At 51.1% G+C, this 24,164-nt stretch carries 22 protein-coding genes; 16 read left to right on the forward strand and 6 right to left on the reverse strand.

From position 1 onward, the window contains the following. Window positions 1–2: 2 nt before the first annotated feature. Entirely contained in the window at window positions 3–698 is a 696-nt protein-coding gene (locus ACYVEA_RS01100) for an RNA polymerase sigma-70 factor (RefSeq protein ID WP_461111452.1), read from the reverse strand. A 397-nt stretch (window positions 699–1,095) separates the two neighbouring features. Here ACYVEA_RS01100 and ACYVEA_RS01105 point away from each other — a divergent pair, with 397 nt between their 5' ends. Next, window positions 1,096–2,325 (forward strand): hypothetical protein, encoded by a 1,230-nt coding sequence (locus tag ACYVEA_RS01105; protein WP_461111453.1) that lies wholly within the window; start codon window positions 1,096–1,098, stop codon window positions 2,323–2,325. 336 nt (window positions 2,326–2,661) lie between these two features. On the opposite strand, the gene ACYVEA_RS01110 is transcribed toward ACYVEA_RS01105, so the two are convergent. Continuing rightward, window positions 2,662–3,585, reverse strand: coding sequence for a TolB family protein (locus ACYVEA_RS01110; RefSeq protein WP_461111454.1), 924 nt, complete (start codon window positions 3,583–3,585; stop codon window positions 2,662–2,664). A gap of 110 nt (window positions 3,586–3,695) precedes the next feature. Here ACYVEA_RS01110 and ACYVEA_RS01115 point away from each other — a divergent pair, with 110 nt between their 5' ends. The 4 genes from ACYVEA_RS01115 to ACYVEA_RS01130 all read left to right on the forward strand — a co-directional run bounded on the left by ACYVEA_RS01115 (window position 3,696) and on the right by ACYVEA_RS01130 (window position 7,725). After that, window positions 3,696–4,883 carry a DUF819 family protein gene (locus ACYVEA_RS01115; protein WP_461111455.1) on the forward strand — a complete coding sequence of 396 codons (1,188 nt, stop codon included), beginning with the start codon at window positions 3,696–3,698 and terminating at the stop codon, window positions 4,881–4,883. Between the two features lie 148 nt (window positions 4,884–5,031). Next, window positions 5,032–6,585 (forward strand): hypothetical protein, encoded by a 1,554-nt coding sequence (locus ACYVEA_RS01120; protein ID WP_461111456.1) that lies wholly within the window; start codon window positions 5,032–5,034, stop codon window positions 6,583–6,585. Window positions 6,586–6,690: 105 nt separating this feature from the next. Beyond that, window positions 6,691–7,152 (forward strand): VOC family protein, encoded by a 462-nt coding sequence (locus tag ACYVEA_RS01125; protein ID WP_461111457.1) that lies wholly within the window; start codon window positions 6,691–6,693, stop codon window positions 7,150–7,152. 168 nt (window positions 7,153–7,320) lie between these two features. Then, complete coding sequence (locus ACYVEA_RS01130; RefSeq protein WP_461111458.1) at window positions 7,321–7,725, forward strand: iron chaperone; 405 nt, start codon at window positions 7,321–7,323, stop codon at window positions 7,723–7,725. A gap of 269 nt (window positions 7,726–7,994) precedes the next feature. Here the strand turns inward: ACYVEA_RS01130 and ACYVEA_RS01135 are convergent, their stop codons facing one another. After that, window positions 7,995–8,558: a dihydrofolate reductase family protein gene (locus ACYVEA_RS01135; protein ID WP_461111459.1), complete on the reverse strand. Its 564-nt coding sequence runs from the start codon at window positions 8,556–8,558 to the stop codon at window positions 7,995–7,997. A 170-nt stretch (window positions 8,559–8,728) separates the two neighbouring features. On the opposite strand from ACYVEA_RS01135, the gene ACYVEA_RS01140 reads away from it, so the two are divergent. Both ACYVEA_RS01140 and ACYVEA_RS01145 read left to right on the forward strand, forming a co-directional pair. Continuing rightward, a complete protein-coding gene (locus tag ACYVEA_RS01140) occupies window positions 8,729–9,166 on the forward strand; it encodes an EVE domain-containing protein (protein ID WP_461111460.1) in 438 nt (145 codons plus the stop codon). Then, complete coding sequence (locus tag ACYVEA_RS01145; protein WP_461111461.1) at window positions 9,159–10,040, forward strand: alpha/beta fold hydrolase; 882 nt, start codon at window positions 9,159–9,161, stop codon at window positions 10,038–10,040. The genes ACYVEA_RS01140 and ACYVEA_RS01145 overlap by 8 nt, the downstream gene beginning before the upstream one ends. A 2-nt stretch (window positions 10,041–10,042) precedes the next feature. Here the strand turns inward: ACYVEA_RS01145 and ACYVEA_RS01150 are convergent, their stop codons facing one another. Continuing rightward, complete coding sequence (locus ACYVEA_RS01150) at window positions 10,043–11,095, reverse strand: S1C family serine protease (RefSeq protein ID WP_461111462.1); 1,053 nt, start codon at window positions 11,093–11,095, stop codon at window positions 10,043–10,045. 256 nt (window positions 11,096–11,351) lie between these two features. On the opposite strand from ACYVEA_RS01150, the gene ACYVEA_RS01155 reads away from it, so the two are divergent. From ACYVEA_RS01155 to ACYVEA_RS01180, 6 genes are all read left to right on the forward strand, one after another. Next, on the forward strand, window positions 11,352–13,460 hold the full coding sequence (locus tag ACYVEA_RS01155; RefSeq protein WP_461111463.1) for an outer membrane protein assembly factor BamB family protein: 2,109 nt from the start codon (window positions 11,352–11,354) through the stop codon (window positions 13,458–13,460). 86 nt (window positions 13,461–13,546) lie between these two features. Further along, window positions 13,547–14,584: a Gfo/Idh/MocA family oxidoreductase gene (locus tag ACYVEA_RS01160; RefSeq protein ID WP_461111465.1), complete on the forward strand. Its 1,038-nt coding sequence runs from the start codon at window positions 13,547–13,549 to the stop codon at window positions 14,582–14,584. Window positions 14,585–14,586: 2 nt separating this feature from the next. Next, window positions 14,587–15,873 (forward strand): MFS transporter, encoded by a 1,287-nt coding sequence (locus ACYVEA_RS01165; RefSeq protein ID WP_461111466.1) that lies wholly within the window; start codon window positions 14,587–14,589, stop codon window positions 15,871–15,873. Window positions 15,874–16,013: 140 nt separating this feature from the next. After that, the gene (locus tag ACYVEA_RS01170; protein ID WP_093823642.1) at window positions 16,014–16,283 is read left to right on the forward strand and encodes an ArsR/SmtB family transcription factor; all 270 of its coding nucleotides are present in this window, start codon (window positions 16,014–16,016) and stop codon (window positions 16,281–16,283) included. Between the two features lie 104 nt (window positions 16,284–16,387). Next, complete coding sequence (locus ACYVEA_RS01175; RefSeq protein ID WP_461111467.1) at window positions 16,388–17,497, forward strand: alkene reductase; 1,110 nt, start codon at window positions 16,388–16,390, stop codon at window positions 17,495–17,497. A 372-nt stretch (window positions 17,498–17,869) separates the two neighbouring features. Continuing rightward, entirely contained in the window at window positions 17,870–18,595 is a 726-nt protein-coding gene (locus tag ACYVEA_RS01180; RefSeq protein WP_461111468.1) for a hypothetical protein, read from the forward strand. Between the two features lie 25 nt (window positions 18,596–18,620). Here the strand turns inward: ACYVEA_RS01180 and ACYVEA_RS01185 are convergent, their stop codons facing one another. Further along, entirely contained in the window at window positions 18,621–19,613 is a 993-nt protein-coding gene (locus ACYVEA_RS01185; RefSeq protein ID WP_461111469.1) for an MFS transporter, read from the reverse strand. 434 nt (window positions 19,614–20,047) lie between these two features. Here ACYVEA_RS01185 and ACYVEA_RS01190 point away from each other — a divergent pair, with 434 nt between their 5' ends. Both ACYVEA_RS01190 and ACYVEA_RS01195 read left to right on the forward strand, forming a co-directional pair. Next, entirely contained in the window at window positions 20,048–20,548 is a 501-nt protein-coding gene (locus tag ACYVEA_RS01190) for an anthrone oxygenase family protein (RefSeq protein WP_461111470.1), read from the forward strand. Between the two features lie 203 nt (window positions 20,549–20,751). After that, window positions 20,752–21,153, forward strand: a complete 402-nt coding sequence (locus ACYVEA_RS01195) for a Dabb family protein (RefSeq protein ID WP_461111471.1) — start codon at window positions 20,752–20,754, stop codon at window positions 21,151–21,153. A 223-nt stretch (window positions 21,154–21,376) separates the two neighbouring features. On the opposite strand, the gene ACYVEA_RS01200 is transcribed toward ACYVEA_RS01195, so the two are convergent. Beyond that, window positions 21,377–22,849: an MFS transporter gene (locus ACYVEA_RS01200; protein ID WP_461111472.1), complete on the reverse strand. Its 1,473-nt coding sequence runs from the start codon at window positions 22,847–22,849 to the stop codon at window positions 21,377–21,379. Between the two features lie 161 nt (window positions 22,850–23,010). Between ACYVEA_RS01200 and ACYVEA_RS01205 the strand changes: the two genes are divergently transcribed. Further along, entirely contained in the window at window positions 23,011–24,159 is a 1,149-nt protein-coding gene (locus ACYVEA_RS01205) for an acetamidase/formamidase family protein (RefSeq protein ID WP_461111473.1), read from the forward strand. Window positions 24,160–24,164 lie beyond the last annotated feature (5 nt).

Below are 24,164 nucleotides of genomic sequence, written 5' to 3' on the forward strand. Positions count from 1 at the left end.
CGTTACGATAAAGCCGACAATAGCAACAGTCCCCAGCTAATCAATTTCTGTTGGCGAAGAATTTGCCGAACGGCCGAAATGGCACGTAGCAGATGATTTTCAACCGTTTTGGGGGATAGGTTCATTTCGGCAGCGATCTCTTTGTAGGACTTACCTTCAAACCGACTCAGCAGAAACACCCGCTGCCGTTGGGGCGACAGTTGCTGAACGGCCTGCTCCAGCGCCCGGTAGAGTTCGTCCTGCTGCAACAGCCGGTCGGGTTGGGTGGCGTCAAGATCGGGGCGGTCGAGGTCGTCGGGTAGCGGCTCCTGCCGGTTTAATTCCCAACGCAAACTATTGTAGGCACGATTACGCACGGCCTGAAACAGATACGCGCGGTATGACCCCTGAATCTGTTTATACAACTCTTTGGTATACAGCGCATAAAACAGATCAGCCACTACGTCCTCCGCAACTTGCCGGTCGTAGACAAACCGAATGGCATGGCTGCATAAAGGCGCGAAATACTGCCTGAAAAGCAACTCGCAGCCGACTCGTGGATCAGCCGCAAAGGCGTTACGGATGAACAATTCGCTATCGACGGGCGCGGGTCGGACCGACGTATCACTTGTCACTTCGGCATCATTCCGTACTAATTGCGTCGTTCCGGCAGGTGTCGGATCGGCCGATTGCCGAAAGAGAAATACATCTGAAGCCATCCAGTCTAAGGGTCTAGTATATAGAAGACAAGTTGGCGCAATAAATCCCCCAATCGGATTTTATTTTTTATGTATAAAATGCAAAATACCAGCAATGACACGCGCATAGTGCATGCTGGTAAAGATTCCGGGACGATAACGTTGGGGCAGAGCATTACAGAAAATCGGCGTATTTTATAACCGCCATACCACGGCGACACATAATTACACGGATGGTGCAACAAATAAGCTCGACTTTAGTGTCTGTCTTCCAGAAAGCTGCTCTTAAAAGTGATTTTAAGAACGTAGCAGGCAAAGCTGGCTCATACAGGCCGACGACCGTTATGGGTATAGAAATACTTTCTTCTTTTTTTGTTCGATGGATAGCCAAGTCTTCAGGTTCATTTTAGCAACTGGTATGAAAAAATTACTCGTCTTCTTCGTTCTAGGGTGGGCTGGCTTGGCCTGCCAGCACCCCGATTCGGCTAATCCAACGCCAGCGGAGCTAGCCCATCGCAGTATACTAATCTATAGCACCAATTTTCCCGGGGGCTTCGAGGTGACGGATTATGATGCTACGGGTATTCCAACACGGGCCAGAACGGCTATTGACTACACCATGGACGTGATTCCGGCGGGCCGGTATACCTCGACGATTCTCCTGAGTTACGATGACCAGTTACGAATAAAAAAAACGGTGCAAACCTATGATCAACGGGGAATCGCTTCGTGTTGCCCGAACTCCGTGGTGCACGATCCCGATCAGCAGATCATCAATGAGTATGACTATTGGAAGAATACGACTAGCCTCACCCATGAAGTTTCGTATTCAGTCAATGCTAAGAAAGCAGAAACCAGGATTATTTCCGAATCGTTTCGCACCTACACCGATCAGGGGCAGTTAGTCCAGGAAAAAAGGGGAAATAAAGTCGTCTACGAAGCTGCCTATGATGCCAATGGTAACGTCATTAGCGAAACACAATCCTCAATAGATGACCCTTCCTCTTTTACCCGACGCTGGCGCTACGACTACGACGCCAGTAAACGAATGCTGAGCCGAAGAATCGTGGACGCAACCGGCTTCGAAAACAACAGCTATGATGAACAAGGGCGCCTTGTGCGCCAGGTGAGCAATTTATTTTTGATTACACCCTTCAAACCTCAACCCGATGCCATAGGTCGGTTCATTGATTATGCCAGCTTTAGTCGGTCTCAGGAGCGGTATACGATGAGCTTCTCGTACCTCAACGGGCAATTTTGGTCGGATGCTCCCCGCGTTGTTACCTACGCCTATGAGGAAGATCAGACGTTGATCAGTTGCACTACGTATGCACTGGTCAACAATCTGGCTGGCCTTGACCAGCCGGGCTTTGATTTTGCCCAAATACCCAAAGAAAATCTTCTGTGGATCAGGCAAACCACCTGGCGACTCAATAAGGCCAACAAGCTACTTGAAGAAACATCGAGTTATACCTACCAGAGTGATAAAGTGACTGACGCCAATCGGGATGCCACCTATGCCTTTGGAAATAGTTATAGCTACGATGCGTCAGGAAATCTGGTGGGGCAAAAAGGCTATAGCATTTCGTCCTCCACCATGGCCCGGACCGATTTCTCAGGACCAGTGGCCCGTTACAAAACGTTCTAAACGTAGTAATTCTATCGCTATTCCAGGGACCATTAGTTTTCAACGTGTATGACCTCTTTCCGGTTTATGTCAATTCAACCCGTTGGCAGCTTACTTATCAGGTGACTATTGATCGATTGCCAGCCTTGAGCAGACTTGACACCGGCTCTGCAGCCCTTTCTAGATACGCCCCCTTGAGTAGATTTTAAGTCCTTGCCCAGATCATTCGCTTGCCAACTACCATCGGTTACCCTGATGACGTAACACATTAGTCCCGCTCGTGTATCGCTCTACGCTAACGTAGGACAGCCTGAATCGACTCCGGCCGATCCGGCATGAGCCGTCTATCCATCATCTTTATTGACCGACTAACGCTAATTTTTTGCCCGCTGCATCAATGTCCAGCCGGTTCAACTGTTTAATACCCAGTGAACTGAAGTCAGCCAGCTTCGTCCAGGCTGGTGTAGCGCCCGGTTTAAGCTGATATAAGGCCGTTCCCTGACACATGAGCAACGTACCATCGGGTGTCCAGACGAAATCTTCGCTCCCGGCTAATGTGGGCGCAATCGTCGTAAGCTGGTTCGACTTCAGGTCAAGCTGCTTTATGTCCCACTCGGTGGCCGTGCGTTTATGCACAAAACTCAGCGCATTTTTACCCGGAATTTTGTGAAGCGACCGCCCAATACTGCTTTCGATTCGGGTCGTATCACCAGCGCCGACGTGGGCCAATTGAAGTGAGTTCGGTGCTCCCAGGACGAACAGCGCCAGCCAGTCGGGAGTAAGCCAGCAGTGATACCCCACCGGTTTAACCTTTTCCAGTACCAGCGTTGGCTCACCGGTGCCGGAGATGGGAAATTTCCACAGGCGCTGGGTTTTATCTTTTTCCACCCGAATGACGGAAAAATACGCCTTATCCGGGGTCACCGTGGCCGAATATTCACTTTCGGCGGTTCGGGTCAGGGGTGAACTCGTTTTTTGCTGAAGATCATAGCGGTAGATGTCCGTCTGTCCGTCGTCCTGCATGGCGGTGTATAAAATACTCTTGCCATCCGGGGTAAACGAAGGCTGATTGTCATAGCCCTTACGCTGGGTAATGTTAACGGGATTTCCGACCTGAGCAGGCTGGCTTGTCAACGTAAGATCCACCAGGAAAATATCGGCGTCGGGTGGTGATTGCCCGAGGGCTAGGTTGACGCTGAAGATGGCGAAGGCCAGAGCCATCCAGCACAAGGCAGATAAGCGGTTTACGCTCTTGAAGAGTAGTTTTTTGAGGAAAGACATGATTTTTCTTTTTCAGGTTGAAACAACAGGCGCAGGGTGAACCAGAAACGATTGTCTGTCGGGTAAGCTCGTCATTTTTTTTGTATATTCCGCTTTTCAACCCCCTCCCTATGTCCCTGATCCAGGACCCATTAGCTATTTTAGCGTTACTGATGGGCAATATCCTCGTGGCTGACCAATTGACCAAACTGCCCGTTTTCCGTCAACTGGGCACATCGCTCACCGTCATTCTGCTAACCGCTGTAACGGCTAACATTGGGTTGATTCCCACGTCGACCAATGCCCCTCCCCTATACGATGGCATTTTTACATACCTGGCTCCGATTTCGATTTTTTACCTGCTCCTGACGGTTAACCTGAGCAGCCTGCGACGCGCCGGGACGCCGATGGTGATGAACTTCTTTCTTGGCGCAGCCGGTACGTTGCTGGGTGTGGTGGCGGGTATGTGGGCAGTAGCCGGGCCCAAAGGATTTGGGACCTTGTATTATGCACTGGGCGGCATGTTTGCCGGAACCTATACCGGCGGCAGCAGTAACCTCAACGCCATTGCCCTCCACTACGGAGTCAATAAAGCAGGTAACTTATATGCCGCGGCCATTGCGACCGACAATATCGTCACGGCAGTCTGGATGGGCGTCACGCTGCTGTTACCACCACTGCTCAACAAATACTTCCCCCGACAATTGGTGTATGACTGGACACCGGCTGAAAAGGAGCAGTTCGAGGTCGAAGCCAATGCCCAGATCAGCGATGTCGAAACCATGTCTCCAACCGACCTGGCCCTGCTCATCGGCCTTGGTGTGCTGGGTTTATTTCTGGCAGGACAGCTCGCCATTTACGTACCCGCTATCCCTAAAATCTTGACGTTAACGACTTTAGCCCTGATCTTGGCCCAATGGCCTCCTATTCAGAAATTGCGGGGTGTCCGGGTGGTCAGCATCTTTTGTATTTACCTGTTTCTGGCCGTGATCGGTGCCTACTGCGACATTGCAGCGCTCTTAAAAGACGGGCATTTAGCCCTAATGATGCTTCTGTTTGTCAGCATTCTTGTGGCCGTCCATTCCCTGGTTCAGTTTGGCGTTGGGGCCTTGCTCCGCCAGGATTGGGCCGTACTCAGCGTAGCCTCTCAGGCATGTCTGGGCGGCTCGGCTTCCTGTCTGGCGCTGACCAAAAGTCTGAACCGACCCGATTTGCATTTGCCGGGCATTCTGGCGGGTGCGCTGGGCAACGCCGTCGGTACGTACTGTGGTCTGCTGATTGCGGAGTACCTGCGCGGAGCAAGCTGGCTGATCGGCTAATGAAACCAGGCGAAGGGCCATCTGACCCCCGGCTCCTAAAGTGGTTTTTCTCATCTCGGACAAAGTCCCTTTTAGTGCTTTGGGGTTAATAAATGACAGGCCGTTCAGTAGCAAAGGGTAGTCGACTGGCTTTCTTCAGGTACCTTTTATGACCTTAGCCACAATTAACCCCATGCCCCATTTCCTACAGGCTGGCCCGCTTCGGGTTCGCTATGAAAACGGTTTCCTACGGTACGTTTCACTCGGTGATGCGGAAATTCTCCGAATGATTTATTTCGCGATTCGGGACCGCCATTGGGTTACGGCCGCGTTCACTATTACCGACGAAGTGATCGAGCAAAACGCCGATTCTTTCCAAATTCACTACGCCTGGCACATAGACGATCTCGGTATTCAAATGACGGGACGAGTTGAGATCCAGGGAAAGACAGATGGTTCCATCAATGTCGATTTTTACGGTAAAGCGCTGAACGCCTTCGAGAAAAACCGAATTGGTTTGTGCGTACTGCATCCACTCGATGGCGTACTGGGCCAGCCCGCAGAGGTGACTTCGCCCGATGGACGTACTACCAATGAGAACTTTCCGGTCTACATCAACCCGCATCAACCTTTCCTGAACATACAAACGCTACGTTGGCAACCAGCTTCCGGAACCGTCTGGCAGCTTGACTTTTCGGGCGATATATTCGAAATGGAGGACCAGCGCAACTGGACGGATGCCTCCTTTAAAACGTATTCGACACCGAACAGTCTGCCATTTCCGGTAGCGGTTTCTGTTGACGAGGAATTCCGTCAAACCGTGACGTTCGGGCTGTCAGAACAGGCTATACAAAATGACGTAACAGCCGTTGAAAGGCCGGAGCAGGTAATAGAGATTACTCCGACTCGTCCACGTATTGGCGTTGGGCAACGAACCGACGGACCACCGTTAACCACTTCCGAACTGGCTTTATTGAAAAAACTAAACCTGTCGCACCTGCGGGCTGATGTATTTTTTCGCTTCCGATTCTGGCAAACGCTCCTGACCAATGCCATAAAAGATGCGCAACGGTTGGGCGTCCCCCTTGAACTCGCCGTGTTCTTCGGCAATGAGCCCGCGAATGAACTGGGTGCCCTACAGGGTTTCCTTCAGAATCATGCCGTACCGGTTCGCTCAATGATGCTCTACAATACCGAAACGCTGACGACGTCGAATGAACTCCTACACACACTGGTACCAATACTACGCAGTGAGTGGCCGGGGCTGCTTATTGGGGGAGGCACCGACGATAATTTCGCCGAGCTGAACCGTAATCATTTTGATTTCGAGTTGGTTGATTTTGTATCTTTTTCCATCACTCCGGAGGCTCACGCGTCCGATGACCTAACGATACAGGAGAATATTGCCGGGCAGCCGGAAACGGTTCTGGCGGCCCGGCGGTTCAGCGATGGCAAGCCTATCCACATTTCGCCCCTAACCTTACGTCCCCGGTTTACGACACGGGCTGGAACGATCGTTGAACGCCTTAACGCGCTGGCTGATCCACGTCAAACAACAGCATTTGGGGCCGACTGGACGCGCCAGAGTCTGAGCGCCTTAACGAACACAGGGGTTGCCTCGATCACCTATTACCAGTCGCACGGGCCTGCCGGGTTAGTGAGTGGCGACATCGTTTACCCCGTGTTCGATGTCTTTGACGAGTATCAAAACGGGGTAAAATAAGCCAGGTATTTCTTGTCGCAAAGACCCTACATTTTGTCGTCTTCGCCCTCCTTTCCCTGTTTCGATCTGGCGTACATTTGTTTCGGCAATAAACCAGTAAACAACATGCAAAAGATCACGACATTCCTGACCTTCAACAACCAGGCCGAAGAAGCGGCACAGCGGTACACCTCCATCTTCAAAAATTCAAAAATCAATAACATCAGCTACTATGGCGCAGGAGCACCTGTACCAGCGGGAAGTGTCATGTCCGTTACGTTCCACCTGGATGGCCAGGATTTTTACGCCCTGAACGGTGGCCCGCATTTTAAATTTGCCGAAGGCATGTCGCTCTTCGTTACCTGCGAGACGCAGGCCGAAGTGGACGCATTCTGGGAGAAACTTTCTGAAGGCGGAGAACAGGGACCGTGCGGCTGGTTGAAAGATAAATTCGGTGTATCATGGCAGATTGTCCCCTCAGCCTTAAGCCGGTTACTAGGCGATAAAGACCGGGAGAAAGCCAAACGCGTGATGCAGGCCATGATGACCATGTCGAAGCTCGACATCCAGGCCCTAGAGGACGCGTAGAGGTTTATTAGTTTCGAAAGATGGCTTGTTTTTGTCATTCTGACGAAGGAAGAATCTTAAAGTTAAGTACCCTAAGATTCTTCCTTCGTCAGAATGACAAAAACAAGCTCTTCACAAAATCATACTTCTAATCGACTTTTGACATATACTATTGACCTAAAAAGCATCATGACCTTGGCAATAGACGAAAAAATCAGATTTCCTACGGTCGACGACTATATAGCGGACCAACCGGCTCCACTACGTGCTACGTTGACGCAGTTAAGAAAGGTAATTGCAGAAGCCGCTCCAGACGCTGAAGAATTAATCAGCTACCAAATGCCAGCGTTCCGGTTTCATGGCCGGTTCGTGTGGTATGCCGCTACTAAAAATCACATTGGGCTCTATGTGTTGCCCATAGTGCTTAAGGTCTTTAAAGAACGACTCGCAGGATATGAACTTACAAAGTCGACGATTCGGTTTCCGTTAAATGAACCCATACCTGAAGCATTAGTGACAGAAATTATCGAGTACGGCGTAAAAATAAACCTTGAGCGCGTACTGATGAAGAATGCAGGGAAAAGCCAAAAATAAATAAGTAAGTGGCTGGTTAGTAGTAGCTAACTCAAACCTACACGGTTCCCAAAACCTTACAGGTTTATAAATTGATCAGCATACGGGTGTAGAAACGCTGGCATTCGTTCGGCACGAAATTGCAGAAATCCTTTTGACAAGTCAGGTAGCGGAAATAGCTTTTTTGGCCTGCTGACCCAGGGAGCACCTTCGGCAGGAGCAGACGACTCCAGCCACTGAAGGTGCTTTCCGGGTCAGCAGGCCAAAATGTATAATTTAGGTTCGTCGTATTAAACGCATTGGTAGTGAAGGACCACAATACCACACGCGAACGACTTGGTTTCTACCAACTTAAGGTTTAACCTGCCGGTTAGGTCGCCAAATATGGCCATGCCTTTTCCTAAAGCTACCGGATTGACGAAGAGGTAATAGTCTTCGATCAGATTATTTTTGATCAGTGACGACGCGAAGTCGCCACCCCCGTAAGCAATCAGGTCGCCACCTTCCGCCTGTTTCAAGGCGTTAATTTCCTCAACTATATCGCCCCGGTTCAACGTAACGTTTTTGCCGTTGATCCGCTCCAGTTGCCTTGAAAACACAACTTTGGGCGTGCTATTCATTTTGTGCGTACCGGCATCAGCGGTTTCTGGATTTAAGGCTCTCGATTCCCAGGCACCAATAAATCCTTCGGCCAACTTTCTGCCCAGTAGAATCGTGCTGACCGGTTCGGTCAGTCCGGCAACGTAGCGGTTGATGTCTTCCCCCCAGTTATGCACTAACCAATCCATTTCGCCATTGGGCCCGGCAATAAATCCATCCAGCGTAATCTGTACCTGCAACTTTAATTTCCTCATGATCGACTACCGTTTATACTTAGATAGGTAAATATATTTTCTCAATCGGAATTCTTTATGCTTCTTCGCTCCTACGGGATAAATTGGTCAAAAGTCGGGACGACATTTTATAAGAAAGCCCGTAGCAACGTCCAGATTCAACATTATTGGCTGTAAACAGTTTTCAGGATATGGACGAATCGCCTAAATACTGGATCGTAGTAGCCTCGAAAGACCATGTGCAACGGGGTCTCACCGGTGGATTTATGCAGGCCAACCACGGAAAGCAAGCTCCGCTGAAACGCCTGAAGCCCAACGATTGGGTTTTGTTTTACTCGCCCAAACAAGTGCTGGAGCAGGATGAGAAATGTCAGGCCTTTACGGCAATCGGGCAGGTGAGCGACGACGCGATTTATCAGGTTACCCTGGCAGAAACCTTTACGCCCTTCCGGCGCAACGTAACGTTTTACCCCTGCAAAGAGGCATCCATCCTACCGCTTATCGATGACCTTGCGTTTATACCGAACAAGAAATCCTGGGGCTACCCGTTTCGCTTCGGCTTTTTCGAGATCGGCAAACTTGATTTTGACTTGATCCGTAAAAACATGCTCGACCATGACCATGACTAATTCAGCAAATACAACCGAACAGGCTGCTTTTAACCACCGCCAGGTACTTGTAGACGGCGTATCCCTGCACGTCGTTACGGCTGGTGAGGCCGCTAAACCCGCTATCCTGTTTCTGCACGGCTTTCCAGAAAACTGGCAGGCGTTCAGGCACGTAATGACCGGACTCAGCGATGAGTTTTATACCATTGCCATCGATTTACCCGGCATCGGTTCGTCCGGAAAAATAGAATCCAACGATAAGCGCACGATAGCCCGCTATGTGAAAGGCGTCATCGACGCGCTGAAAGTGAAGGATGTAACGCTGGTGGGGCACGACGCCGGCGGGATGGTTACCTATGCGTATCTGCACGCGTATCCCAACGAATTAGCCAAAGCGGTCATTATGAACGTAGTGATTCCAGGTATTGACCCCTGGGAGACCGTCAAGAACAATCCGCGAATCTGGCATTTCGCGTTTCATGCGATTCCTGAGTTACCAGAAGCCCTGATAACCGGCAGTCAGCGCGTCTATTTTGATTATTACTATAACACCATAACCGCACAGCCAGACCGGATTGACGAGCAGACCCGCAATAGCTACGCCGAAGCCTATTCGAGCCCCGATGCTCTCCACACGGGCTTCGAATGGTACCGCACGTTCCCGCAGGATGAGAAGGATAATGCCCGTACCAAAGGAAACCAGATTTCAATCCCCATACTTTACCTGAGAGAGGATCGTGAATACGGAAATATCGACGACTATTTGAAAAGTTTTCGTGAAAGCGGCCTTGTCAACGTTCAGGGAAAACTTCTTACCGGCAGCGGCCATTTCGCCCCCGAAGAAGTTTCCGAGGACGTAGTAAACAGCCTGAAAACGTTTATGACGACGACCTGAGGTTAGTTCAGTTCGCCGGGCGTCACTACGATGGTTATCTGACGGTTCTCCCGCAGCACGGCTAGTTTGGTACGTTTACCAATCGTTTCGTCGGTCAGTAATCGATGCAGATCATTCATGGTAGAAATGGACTGCTCATTGAACCCTACGATAATATCTCCCTGTTTCAGTTGGCTGTTCCCTGCCACACCATCGGCTTCAATACTGGAGACGATGACGCCCGTTTTGGTCGTTAGCTGGTTGTACTGTTTGATACGTTCGGTCAGGTTTATAAGCTGACCGGCAATGCCCAGATAGCCCCGACGAACCCGGCCATGCATGATAAGTTTACCCGCCACAAACGCAGCCAGGTTCGATGAAACGGCAAAACAAAGGCCCTGAGCGGGCAGAATGACCGCGGTGTTGACGCCAATCACATCGCCATTGCCATTCACCAAAGGCCCACCCGAATTACCCGGATTCAGCGCAGCATCCGTCTGAATAACATCGTCGATGAGCCGCCCCGATTCCGACCGTAACGTCCGGCCAAGTGCACTCACTACACCCGCCGTTAGCGAGTACTGAAACCCATACGGATTGCCTATCGCGATCGCAATCTGTCCCACCTGCACCTGTTTCGAGTCAGCAAATCGGATGGCTTTCAACCCATCGGCATAAATCTTGATCACGGCAATGTCGGTGGCCGGGTCGCGACCAATAAGGGTAGCTTCATAGTCCCGGCTGGGTTCATCGTTGCGGGCTGGCAGGGCCACCTCAATCTTACTGGCCCCGGCTACTACGTGGTTATTGGTAATAATATACCCATCGGTCGAGATGATAAAGCCCGATCCTGTCCCTCCAGCCTCATTACCCCGGCCCTGACGTCTTCGCTGAAGATCGACACCGGACTGACCGTTGGCCTGACCACTCACTTTGATCTGCACCACCGACGGGCTTACTTTTTTGGCTACGGCCACCACCGTATTGGAATAGGCATCCAGCAGAACGGCGTCCTGCTCTCCCCTACCGGCCGGTTGTGAGGCCGACTCGGCAAATGTCACAAAATTCGTATCCATTAGATTATTGTTTACTGTGAAATCAGCACCTGATCAGTAACTGTTCCAGAACAATCACTACAGAAATTCAGGGGAATTATTCCGCCAATCTGTCACCTATATCGTCTTAATTCGACCTATAGCAACCCAACCGGGAAGAAAATAGGGATAGTTTGCTGAAACTACCTGCTAAACTGGCAGTCATAGGTGGTTTAGCCTACATTCACGGATTTGATTTCAACAGTAAAATAGTTGCCATGCCTTGCTTTCCTGAGGCATGAGATACCTCTTTATCGCGGCATCCCTGTTGTTGGTGGCAACGCGTTTCTCGGCCGATCTGCCCGATACCAACTGGACGGAGTATAACGGTGATGGCGCCCGAAGTCATTATTCGCCATTGACGCAGGTCGACGCGTCAACCGTGCGACAGTTGAAGGTGGCCTGGACCTATGCGTCGGCCGGGGCTGATACAGTGGGCAATCGAACCCAGATGCAGTGTAACCCCATTGTCATTGACGGTGTTTTGTATGGCGTGTCGGCGAACACACAGGCATTTGCGCTGAATGCCGCTACGGGGCAGGAAATCTGGCGAACGAATCTGTCCGACAATGGCGGCACGACCAGCCGGGGCGTAACCTACTGGGCTGACGGCCAGGACAAACGTATCCTGTTCGGGGCGGGCAAATGGATCTACGCGTTCAATGCGCAAACGGGTAAATCGATTGTCAGTTTTGGAAAGGCCGGACGTATTGATTTGAAAGAAGGCATTGAACGACCAGGTGGCGATGACTACGTCCAGCCGAACACGCCCAATACCATTTACAAAAACCTGATTATTGTCGGTGCCCGCTTATCGGAAGGGGAAACCGCCTTGCTGGGCGATGTGCGGGCGTATGACGTTCGAACTGGCCGGAACGTGTGGACGTTTCACACCATTCCGCAATCCGGCGAATTTGGGTACGACACTTGGGCTCCCGCGAATCCGCGCCAACGGCTGGGCGGTGCCAATGCCTGGGCGGGCATGGCCATTGACCGGCAGCGCGGCATTGTGTACATCCCGACCGGGTCGGCGGCTTATGATTTTTACGGCGGCAATCGCAAAGGCAACAACCTCTTCGCAAACTGCCTGCTGGCGCTGGATGCCACAACGGGCAAGCGGCTCTGGCATTTTCAGTTTGTCCATCACGACATCTGGGACCGCGACCCGCCCGCTCCGCCCAGCCTGCTAACTGTTGTGCAAAAGGGTCCCGACGGTCGGCCCCGACGTATCGATGCCGTAGCGCAAACGACGAAGCAGGGCCACGTTTTCGTTTTTGACCGGGTTTCCGGAAAACCGTTGTTCCCGGTAGTCGAGACAGCCTTTCCGGGCGATGCCGTAGCGGGCGAGCAGACGAGCCGAACCCAACCCATTCCGCAGAAACCCGCCCCATTTACGAAGCAGGCATTCACCGAAAACGACATTAATTCCTGGGCTTCCAATCGGGATGAGATCGTCGCTACGTTACGAAAAGCCCGTACTGGAAGTCCGTATATTCCGCTGACGGCAGACATGACGATCTTCTTCCCGGGCACCGACGGAGGTGCTCAATGGGGCGGCTCGGCCGTTGACCCTGAGGGAGTGATCTACATACCCGCCAAACAAAATCCCTGTTTTTCCACGCTGGTCAGAAAAGAACAGCCCGCCGAAAATGCGTCTGTGACGGGCGCTCAATTGTACCGTTTGCGTTGCGCGTCCTGCCACGGGACTGACCGTCGGGGCAATCATGATGGTTCTTATCCATCGCTATTGGGTGTGGAAGCCCGACTCTCGACGGATGCGGTCCAACAGGTTTTGTTGAAAGGACGCGGCATGATGCCTTCGTTTTCGCACCTTCCCGAAGCTGAACGTAAAGCCATCGTCGATTTTCTATTTAATAAAGGAACAACGTCACAAACGGTCAGCAGTACCGGAAAAGGCGGGTTGCCTTACCAGCATACGGGCTATAACCGATGGTACGACAGCCAGGGCTATCCCGTGAGTGCACCACCCTGGGGTACACTCACCGCCATTGACCTCAACACGGGCGAACACCGCTGGCAGGTCCCGCTGGGCGAATACAAGGAATTAACCGCCAAAGGCATCCCTCCCACCGGCACCGATAACTACGGCGGACCACTCGTAACAGGCAGCGGCTTGCTGTTCATTGCGGCCAGTAAAGACGAACAGTTCCGGGCGATCGACAAAAAAACGGGTAACATTCTGTGGCAGGTTCAACTACCGGCCGCGGGCTACGCGTCGCCCAGTACGTACTCAGTTGGCGGGAAACAATACGTAGTCATTGCCTGCGGGGGTGGAAAATTGAACACCAAATCAGGAGATAAGTACGTAGCGTTTGCTTTACCATAATTAGGTGGATGGTTTACGGTTGTCCGTCGCAACGGTGGCCTGTCGCATTCAATACCGTAAACCAAAAACCGTAAACCAGATTCACTATGTCTAAAGTTCTCAACGTTGGTTTGGTTGGCTTCGGCCTGTCAGGACGGTATTTCCACACGCCGTTTTTATCCGTTAATCCAAAATTCCGACTAAAGAAGATTGCCAGCAGTCGCCCCGATGCGGTTCGCGCGTTCGATCCGTCAATTGAGTGGGTGGCTACACCTGCTGAGTTATTTGCCGACCCAACCATCGACCTTGTTTTCATCTGCTCGCCCAACGAAACCCATGTCGAGTATGCCCGTCAGGGGCTGGAACAGGGAAAACACGTAGTGGTCGAAAAACCCTTTGCCCTCTCCGAAGCGGGCGCGATTGAGTTACTGGAATTAGCGCAAAAGCAGGGCTGCATCGCTACGGCTTATCAGAATCGCCGATGGGATTCTGATTTTTTAACGATCAAACGTCTCTTGGCCGAGGGATCGTTAGGGACGCTGGTGGAGTATGAAGGCCGTTACGATCGGTACGCACCCGTCCCACCCGATTCCCAGAGCTGGAAAGAGTTACCGGGTATTGGCCGGGGCAATCTATATAATTTAGGACCGCATATGCTCGACCAGGCCCTGAACCTGTTTGGCAAACCCGATACGGTTGAGGCCACCGTTCGCCTGATTCGCCCGAACAGCCGGGTTACTGATTATTTTGACATTAAACTAGGCTACGCCGACAAGGTTGTCCGGGTGGAATCCAACTACATGGTCTATCACAATCAGCCCCGCTACAGACTGAATGGCACGGAAGGTTCCTTTATCAAAGGTGGTCTGGATGTTCAGGAAGAACGGCAGCGACTGAACCAACTACCGAATCTGCCCGACTGGGGCGTTGAGCCGCCCGATCGTTGGGGCACACTTTATCGGGATGGTCAGGCAGTCATCATAGAAAGTGAACGAGGAAATTACACGCCGTTTTACGATAATCTGTACGACGCTATCGTCAACGGAGCCGAACCCGCCATTACGCCCACCGACATTCAACAACTCGCCCGTGTGATTGATCTAGCCCAGGAAAGCAGCCAGACACTACGTACCCTCTCCTTTTAATTATGACCAATTACCGCTGGCGAATTGTCGTGCTGCTGTTTGTCGCTACGACCATAAATTACCTTGACCGGCAGGTTATTAGTCTGCTCAAACCCACCCTAGAAGTCGTTTTTAACTGGACCGAAACCGATTACAGCCACGTTGTCATGGCGTTTCAGGGCGCTTATGCTCTCAGCTACGTTGTTTTTGGCCGACTCATTGACCTGATCGGCACGAAGTTAGGCTATACCATTGCCGTTTGTTTATGGAGTATAGCGGCCATGATGCACGCCCTGGCGACCAGTACGTTCGGGTTTGGGGCGTATCGGGCGTTGTTGGGGCTGGGTGAAGGAGGAAACTTCCCGGCTGCCATAAAAACCGTAGCCGAGTGGTTTCCCCGAAAAGAACGGGCGTTGGCAACGGGCATTTTCAATTCCGGCACCAACATCGGCGCGGTGGTGGCACCCATTCTGGTGCCCTGGGTATTGGGCGTATACGGCTGGCAGATGGCTTTTTTACTGACCGGGCTGGTTGGCTTTATCTGGGTGATTTTCTGGTGGTGGAGCTACGAAAATCCACAGCGGCACAAAAAGCTATCCAAAGAAGAGCTAGTATACATCACCAGCGACGCAGAAAGCAATGCGGGCGGATCGGTGCCGTGGCTCGATTTGCTACGTTATCGCCAGACCTGGGCGTTTGTGCTGGGCAAATTGCTGACCGATCCGGTCTGGTGGTTTTTCCTGTTCTGGCTACCCTCCTACTTTGCCTCTTCGTTCAATCTGGACCTCAAAAAGCCAAGCTTGCCACTCATTTTTGTGTACACCGCAGCTACGCTTGGCAGCGTCGGGGGCGGCTACCTGTCTGGATATTTCATTCGCCGGGGCTGGACGGTCAACCGGTCCCGCAAAACCGCGATGTTTCTGTATGCGCTCTGCATTGTGCCGATTGCCCTGACCCGTTACGCGACCAATATCTGGGAAGTTGTTGGGCTGCTTAGTCTGGCGGTGGCGGCTCACCAGGCCTGGAGCGCCAATCTCTTTACGCTGGTATCGGACATGTTTCCTAAAAACGCCGTCAGTTCGGTTGTTGGACTTGGTGGCATGGCTGGGTCAGTCGGCGGACTCCTCTTCCCGATTGTGGTGGGTGCTTTGCTGGATACATATAAAACCGCGGGTAACATTTCGATCGGGTATAATTATCTGTTCGTGATTTGTGGCAGTGCGTATTTACTGGCCTGGTTATGTATTCATCTGTTTGCCCCCCGGATGAAGCCAATCGATTTGCCAACTAATTCTCCAGAAGTGCCTTAACAGGCCGTAGCTGTCTTTCAGAATCGATGATTCTGAAAGACAGCTACGGCCTGTTGATTTAACGGTGGCACCTTAGCCAGTAAATTTGTGTTAATTTTACGAGTAGATCAGTACGTATTATACGTCCTACTTAGACTTTTATGGATTGTAAATTCATCGAAAAAGCGGCTGGAGCCATCGCCGATAAATCACGATTGTCAATTTTAATCGAGTTACGGAAGAAAGAAACCCTGACCAATGCTGAGGTGATGGACCTTGTTGGCCTGTCGCAGCCCTGTGTGTCACATCATATTAAGTTATTGATCGATAGCGGATTGGTCAATTCGTCCAAGGAAGGTCGTAACGTGCACCTGCAACTGAATAAAGAAGCCGTTCAACAGTTGTCATCTTTTCTGGATGGCCTTGTTTAATTAGTTTTTTCAACCCATCCAAACTTTTAAATATATGAATCTGTTAGTCCAGAGAATTCAGGGCAAAGCCTTCACTTTGTCCATCACTTTAGCTACCAGATAAAATGGCACATAAGCTATTCGCAGAAGCCACACTCGGCAAATTAACCCTCTCCAATCACGTAGTAATGGCCCCCATGACGCGGAGCCGCGCGTTGGGCAATATTCCTAATGACATGATCGCCGAGTATTACGCCCAACGGGCGTCGGCCGGTTTGATCATTACAGAAGGTACGTCACCTTCACCCAATGGCCTGGGCTACGCCCGGATACCCGGTATTTATAGTGCCGAGCAAATTGAAGGCTGGAAGAAAACAACCTCAGCCGTACACGCAAAAGGCAGTAAAATTTTTATCCAGCTGATGCATACCGGCCGTATTTCGCATGACGCTAATTTGCCCGAAGGGGGCGAAATTCTGGCCCCATCCTCGGTGGCTGCGGCTGGCGATATGTGGACCGATTCGGATGGTATGCAGGCCAATGGTACACCCCGCGAAATGACTAAGGCGGAGATAAAAGCAACGATTCAGGAATACGTTCAGGCCGCTAAGAATGCCATCGAAGCTGGTTTTGACGGGATCGAACTACACGGTGCCAATGGCTACCTGATCGAGCAATTTCTGAGTGACCGCAGCAATCAACGGACGGACGAGTACGGTGGCTCTGTCGAAAACCGGTCCCGGTTTTTGCTTGAAATCGCCGAAGAGTCAATTGCCGCTATCGGTGCCGATAAAGTGGGCTTGCGGCTGTCGCCGTTTGGCGCTGCGGGCGATCTGCTGCCACACGCCGACGACACGCATGATTTATATGTGTATCTGACCGGCAAACTAAACGATCTCGGTCTTGTCTACCTGCACCTGGTTGACCACTCGGGCATGGGCGCACCGCCGGTGCCAGCAACGGTTGTTGAAGCCATTCGCGAAACGTTTAAAGGAACGATTATTTTGTGCGGCAGTTACAATGTCGATCGGGCCGAAGCCGATCTTGAAAGCGGCAAAGCTGACCTGATTGCCTTTGGCCGCCCGTTTATCGCTAATCCTGACCTGGTCACCCGGCTTGAAACAGGCGCGGAATTAGCTCAATTTGATCCCGCTACGCTCTATGCACCCGGTGCCAATGGCTTTGAGCAGGGCTTCATCGATTATCCTGCGCTGGCCGAAGTTCAGGCCCACTAGTCAACTTATTGCTTAGCTGCTTATACGATAGAGGCTCCCCGGACTACCAGGGAGCCTTTTTCATGTTTAAGTGATTCCTCAATCTATTGTAAATAGAAACTCTTTGATCCAGAGATGTTGAGCCTAGTTTTTAACTGTGCTCGAGCGTTATCCGGTCTCTGAGCGGCAAAAAACGCAGTAAGAAGGAAGGCCGGTCGGAGGCCGGGTAACACTTCGACGAAGATAAAAACTTCGCCGAACCGTCTCCACCTACACCAAACAGCATCTAGACTCTGTGCTACAACGGCGGATCGATGTGTAGATAAAAAGGTTTTCTGTGGTAGATGTGATCTAAAAATGCTTTTACGTTCATACCCCTTTTAAACGTATCGGATGGTCGAGTTCCTTAATCCCATGAAATACCACGCGAACTGCTTTATAGAACGGCTAAGCATCGTCTTGTTTTTGATGAGTAGCGTCACCTCGACAACCTTTGGCCAGATACCTAAAGATTATAAAGGCAAACCCTTCAAAGACATCGAATACACAAAAGGGCCCCAACTCATTCCTGGACGTGTGGAACTGGCTTACTATGATCTGGGGGGCGAAGGCATTGCGTACCATGATACCGATCCGATCAATAAGGGCAGTGGCGAACTCAACCGGAAACCCGATCATCAACGGCCGGGCATTCCTGATTATCTGGTGCATTTCAGGGAAAAAGAAGGCGTCGATATTTCATTTACCAAAGACTTTGCCGACTTCAACCATCCCAACAAAGTCGACCCTAAAGTGAACCAGCTATACATCGGCTGGCAGGAAGATGGCGAATGGACGAATTATACGATTGACGTAAAAGTGCCCGGTGTGTATAGAATCATTACTGTCTACGGCTATCAGGATAACAAATCAGAACTTTGGCTAAATAACAAAAAGGTGGTTAATCTGGTCATGCCAGAGAATACGGGCGACTTCCATCGCTGGACACAAGCGACGGTTGGCGAAATTACGTTCCCGGTAGCCGGTCCCAATCTGCTTACCTTACACTACAATAAGGGGTCTAATCTGGCCTATCTGGACTTTGTGCTTGTCTATAAAGAACCGTCAGCTAACAAATAACAACGTAGTACTTAGGGACGAGTCATTACGATTTGTTATCCAAAGCCGTTTGGCGCATTGACCAAATGCCCAACAGAGGACCGGGAAGCAAGATGTAAAATAACCAGTCTGAAATCCCGACCTGAGCAACCAGCCAGGCCATCAGTTGAATGGATAGTACCGTCAGGAAAAAACCAAAACAGGTAATAAGCGTTAGCACACTCCCCCGATTGTCAGTAGTGGCGCGACTGGCTACCAGGGTAGAGAACTGCGGTGAGTCGCCAGCCGCCGTAGCTCCCCATATGAGCAGAAAAAGCCCAAACAGAAAAGGTGGCGCACTTAGCATCAAAGGTGTCAGGGCAATACATAGGCCAGAGGCCATCAGTAACACCCGGGCTACACGCGTACTCCCAACCCGCAGGGCAGCGTATCCCCCACCCACACACCCGATTACACCAGCCGCAATTGCGCCAAACGTCCATAAAGGAATCGGTAACTCAGCGGTAGGATGTTGCTGTTTGTAGTAGGCGATCAACGTTGGGAGAAAAGCCCAAAGGGTGTAGAGTTCCCACATATGGCCGAAGTAACCCAACATGGCGGGCCTAAAAGCTGACGGCCTGACCAACGAAAGCAGCGCCTGAAAGCGAAAGAAATTCCCCTGGTTCAGTGCCGGTTTTGCGGGAACAACGGCTGTCAGCAAAACGCCCCCACTCATCGCTAAAAGGCTTACCGACAACATGAGTGTCCGATAGGGGAAACTTCCCCCTACGCCCCGAATCAGGTAAGGGAAGGCCGTGCCCAGCACCAGCGCACCCACCAGAAAGCCCATCGCTCTGCCTAATCCAGCTTTAAACAGATCAGCCGCAATCTTCATTCCAACCGGATAAACACCCGCCAGAAAGAAACCGGTCATAAATCGACTAACTAGCAGCGTTTCTGCTTCTACGAGAAGCAATAACCAGATCAGATTGACCAGGGCGGCCAACGTAACGGATACTAAAAAGACATAGGTGGAGCGAAACCGATCGGGTATGGACAATAAATAATGCGTAAAGTAATGTACCCGTAATGAAGCCAATCTGGACGGATGAGGTAATCCAACCACTAAGCTCTGTATCCTTCAGAAAAGGTTGCAGTTCAGGCAAAATGGCGTTACCGGCAAACCAAAGGGACGTACCGGCAAATTGAGCAAATACAATAACCAGCAATTGAAGATTGGTTTGTGCGGCAGTGGACATGTCCAAAGATAGGCATTCGATCCAGCTTGCTTGCCGTTGCAGGAAGCTGAGCGGCCTAATCAGTAACTAACAATCTTCATGAAAGAAGACGCACGTCTGTCATTTGATTGCCCTGTCGACCGAAATTGTCGTATTTGCTTCCGTATAGACTTGGACTGGTACCCAATGAAGTCATCCGGAATCAGGTATCGGGAATGACCATTTTTCCCGTCAACTCAGGGAAGCGAAAAACGATATGCCTACAACCCAGAATATATTGCTCGTCACCACCGCAACGACAACAGCCCTGATGGCCGGGCTTTTCTACGCCTATTCCTTTTCGGTAAACCCAGGGCTGAATCGTTTATCAGACGCTGCCTACGTAGCCGCTATGCAGTCCATCAACCGGGCTATTTTGAATCCGGTTTTCTTCGCCGGATTTATGGGAGCGGCCCTACTGTTACCCTTGTGTACCTACTTGAACTATGCACAGCCGTTATCCATGCGGTTCTGGCTTTTACTAGCGGCCACAGTGGTGTATCTCATTGGGGTAATGGGGGTTACGATGGCGGGCAATGTCCCCCTCAATGAAGCGTTGGATGCGTTTAATCTATCCTCAGCTTCTGCTTCGGAGATTGCGGCTCAACGGGTTGCGTTTGAAATGCCCTGGAATCGCCTGAATACCATCCGAACAATTGCATCAATTCTGGCCGTCGTTTTCACCATACTTGCCTGCCTTAATGCACCCGATCAATAAATACTACTCTTTTAAACAGGCGTATTGACAGGCAAAAAAACGCATAGCCGCATAATTCGTCTGTCATTCCTGACGGAGTTAAAGCTAAAAAAGTACAGATCGTGCGGTAAGGCGGCTAAATTATCAGGTAGATTTGTCGGAACAATAATGAGTTGGCATTTTTGCCGCTGTTAGTTTTTATTCGCCAAACGTCGGAATATCTCATGAACCAACCATCACGGAGAACATTTGTTAAAAATAGCGTTGCCGCCGGGCTAGGCGCGGGCTTGCCAGCCCTGGAAAGCGCCCCCAAAGAGTTGTTTGTTCACCACGTTTTATTCTATCTGAAAAACGCAGGGAACGCGGCCGATAAAGCAAAATTGCTGGAAGGCCTGAATAAGCTGGCGAGGTGCCCTACCATCAAAATGGTACATATTGGCACGCCTGCCGCCACAAACCGGGATGTAATTGAGCGAAGCTATGCCTACTCGTGGTTGTGTTTCTTCGATAGTCCCGCCGATGAAGAAGCCTATCAAAAACACCCTATTCACGATGATTTTCGCAAGAATTATTCGTCTTTGTGGGAAAAAGTTGTCATCTACGACGCCATCGGCCCAAAGCGATAAGGCTTTTTCAGTACATCCCCTTGCAAAACATCCCGTAGGGATTCAACAGCGTAGCGTCGGTAGATAACATGATTGTAGGAACTATTTAACGCGCCGTCAGGTACGTAATCAGTCGCGTACCTAATGGCACTAGGGATTAAACGATCTATTTTTTCACTACCGACGCTGCGCTGTTAAGCCGCAGTGGCGGACCATCCCTAAGGGGGCAAAAAAAATGGCTCTCCTACCCGGCGGCCCCGGCCATCGGACCATCAGGGACAACAACCGGTGGGGATGGCTGGCTGGTTTTGCCCCGCGTAAAGGAAATGATGGCGCCCGTTAGTACTAAACCCGTCATGATCAGGTACGCGTAATGCATGCCGAGCAGTTGGGCCGCCGTCGCTTCAGGCGATACGTTATGAGCCATCCCATAACGGTTGCGTGTGCTGTACCAGACGGCAGCCGCCAGCGCAATACCGACGACAAATCCTAAGTTACGCATGAAGGCAATCATGCTGCTGGCAATGCCGCGTTGAGCCAACGGTGCCGAATTCAGGGCGCTGCTGCTGTTGGGCGACTGGAACAGACCAAAGCCCAAGCTTACCAGTGAACTCCGCCAGACGACATCTTTCCAATCCCAACCGGCGTCCAGAAATGAAAAAGCAAAGTAGCCAGTAGCGGCCATCAACAAGCCAAAACTAGACAACCATCGGGTACTGACCCGGCTGGAAAGGTAGCCGCCAAGTGGCGCCACAATGCTCAGCGTTAACGGACCGGCCAGCAACACCAGCCCGGCCCGTTCGGGGTTTAGACCCAGTAACTGCTGCAGGAAGAAAGGGATAATGAACAGATTCCCGCCAGAAGCCACGAATCCACAAAAAGCCGCCAGAATAGCAGCGGTAAACGGTCGGACACGGAACAGGCTGAGTCGTAGCATCGGCTCACTGACCCGCATTTCCCAAAGGAGAAACAATACCAGCAGAATTGCTCCGATTGATAATAATCCAATGACGAGTGGTGCATCCCAGCCGTATTGGGGCTCCGGGCCGAAATCCAGCCCAGTCAGCAACGTAGTAACGCCAATCAAAAATAATCCTGCACCCACCAGATCGAAGCGTTGGTTAGCGGCTTTGGGGCTTTTAGGCAGTATCGTCCACGCCCGCCAGATAGCGATTAAGCCAATCGGTACGTTCACAAAAAAGATACTCGACCACCCAAATTTCCCCAATAGTAACCCGCCAATAACGGGCCCGGCACTGGAACCCGCAGCCACCACCGATCCCATGAGGCCCAACGCCTGACCCCGCTCCTGTGGCGAAAAGGCATCGCTGATAATGGCTGGTCCGATGGCATAGATCATGGAAGCACCTAGGCCCTGAAGTACCCGAAAGGCCACCAGCGACCAAAGATTCCAGGCTAATCCGCAAAGCAAAGAACCCAGCACAAACACACAGAATCCAGTGATGTAAAGCTGCCGACGGCCAACCCAATCCGACAGTTTGCCCATAATAAGCAACGTACTGGTTGTAGTGAGCAGGTAACACAACACAATCCACTCGACACTGTCGCCCGCGTTCAGCTGGCGCCGGATCGTTGGCAACGCAATATTGACGATGCTGCTGTCGAGCGTTGACATGAACGTCCCAAATACGACAGTGCCCAGAATAATCCATTTGTTGGGTGCCGACTGTTCGACGGCAGATGTGGGTATAGCCACAGGAAAATCAGGTTAATGCTGGAACGTAAACGTAAGAACAGGACGGTTGTTTAGCCTATTTTACACATAATTAGCTATATACCATCCGGGAAACTACCAATTGATTATCCGTTTTTTATCTTAGTAGGCTTATTGGCTGAGCCACTCAATCATACAACCTGATGAAAACATCCCGACGATCTTTTTTGCAAAAGACCACCCGAAATGGGCTGGCAATTATTTCAACAGGCGGCCTGACCGCCAACGTTCTTGATCAGGCAAAGCTCAATACGGACCAAGCCGAAGCTCTGCCTGGCAATACGTTATCAATTAAAGCTGACCATGTCGTTCGATCCCTGCCGGAAAACATGGTTTGGGGATATTTTGGTGCCGATGTGCCACCCGTGTATAAAGTGAAAGATGGCGATGTCGTTGAAATTCAGACGGTCAATCCGTCGGGTGTGAGTCGAACCAATCCAGAGGAGTTTTACACCAAAAACAACCTGCCCCTTGATCAGCATGCACAGGAAGTCATCGCGATTATGAAAAACGTGAAGCCCGAACCATCGGGCATTCGCGGACATATGCTAACGGGACCCGTATACATTGACGGTGCACAACCCGGTGATAGCCTGGAGATTCGCATCCTCGACATGACGTTTCCGGCTCCTTTTGGCGTTAACAGCGTGTGGCCGGGTGGCGGTGGTATCCCCGATGAAGTGAAGACCCGCGAAACGTTCGTCTATCGGTACGACATGAAACGGAAAACGGCGTCCCTCAAAGAAGGTGTCGAGATTCCGTTGAAGCCTTTTATGGGGGTGATGGCCCTATCGCCACCCGCCGATCTGGGTCGACAGAGTTCGATCCCGCCCAATTTTTTCGGGGGCAATCTCGATATTAAACATTTAACGAAAGGCACTACGTTGCACCTGCCCGTATCGGTGCCGGGCGGCCTATTCACCACGGGCGATGGACATGGTGCACAGGGAAATGGCGAAGTGAGTGGCGTCGCCATTGAAACGGCCATTACGTTAACCGTCAAGTTTATTGTTCACAAAGGTAAAGCACTCAAACAACCGCGCGCCGAAACACCCACTCATTTCATTGCCGTCGGGCTGGACAAAGACCTCAACAAAGCCATGAAAATGGCCCTTTCCGAAGCCTGTGCCTTCATTAAAGATGAGTTGGGTTTTACGTTCAACGAAGCTCTGTCCATTGCCAGCACCGCCGTCGATTTTGAAGTCAGTCAGGTGGTCGATCAGACATTGGGCGTGCATGCCATGATTCCAAAGTCAATTTTCACCAAAAAGAAATTTGACTACTGGTCGTAAACGTT

Source organism: Spirosoma jeollabukense (genome assembly GCF_054777855.1).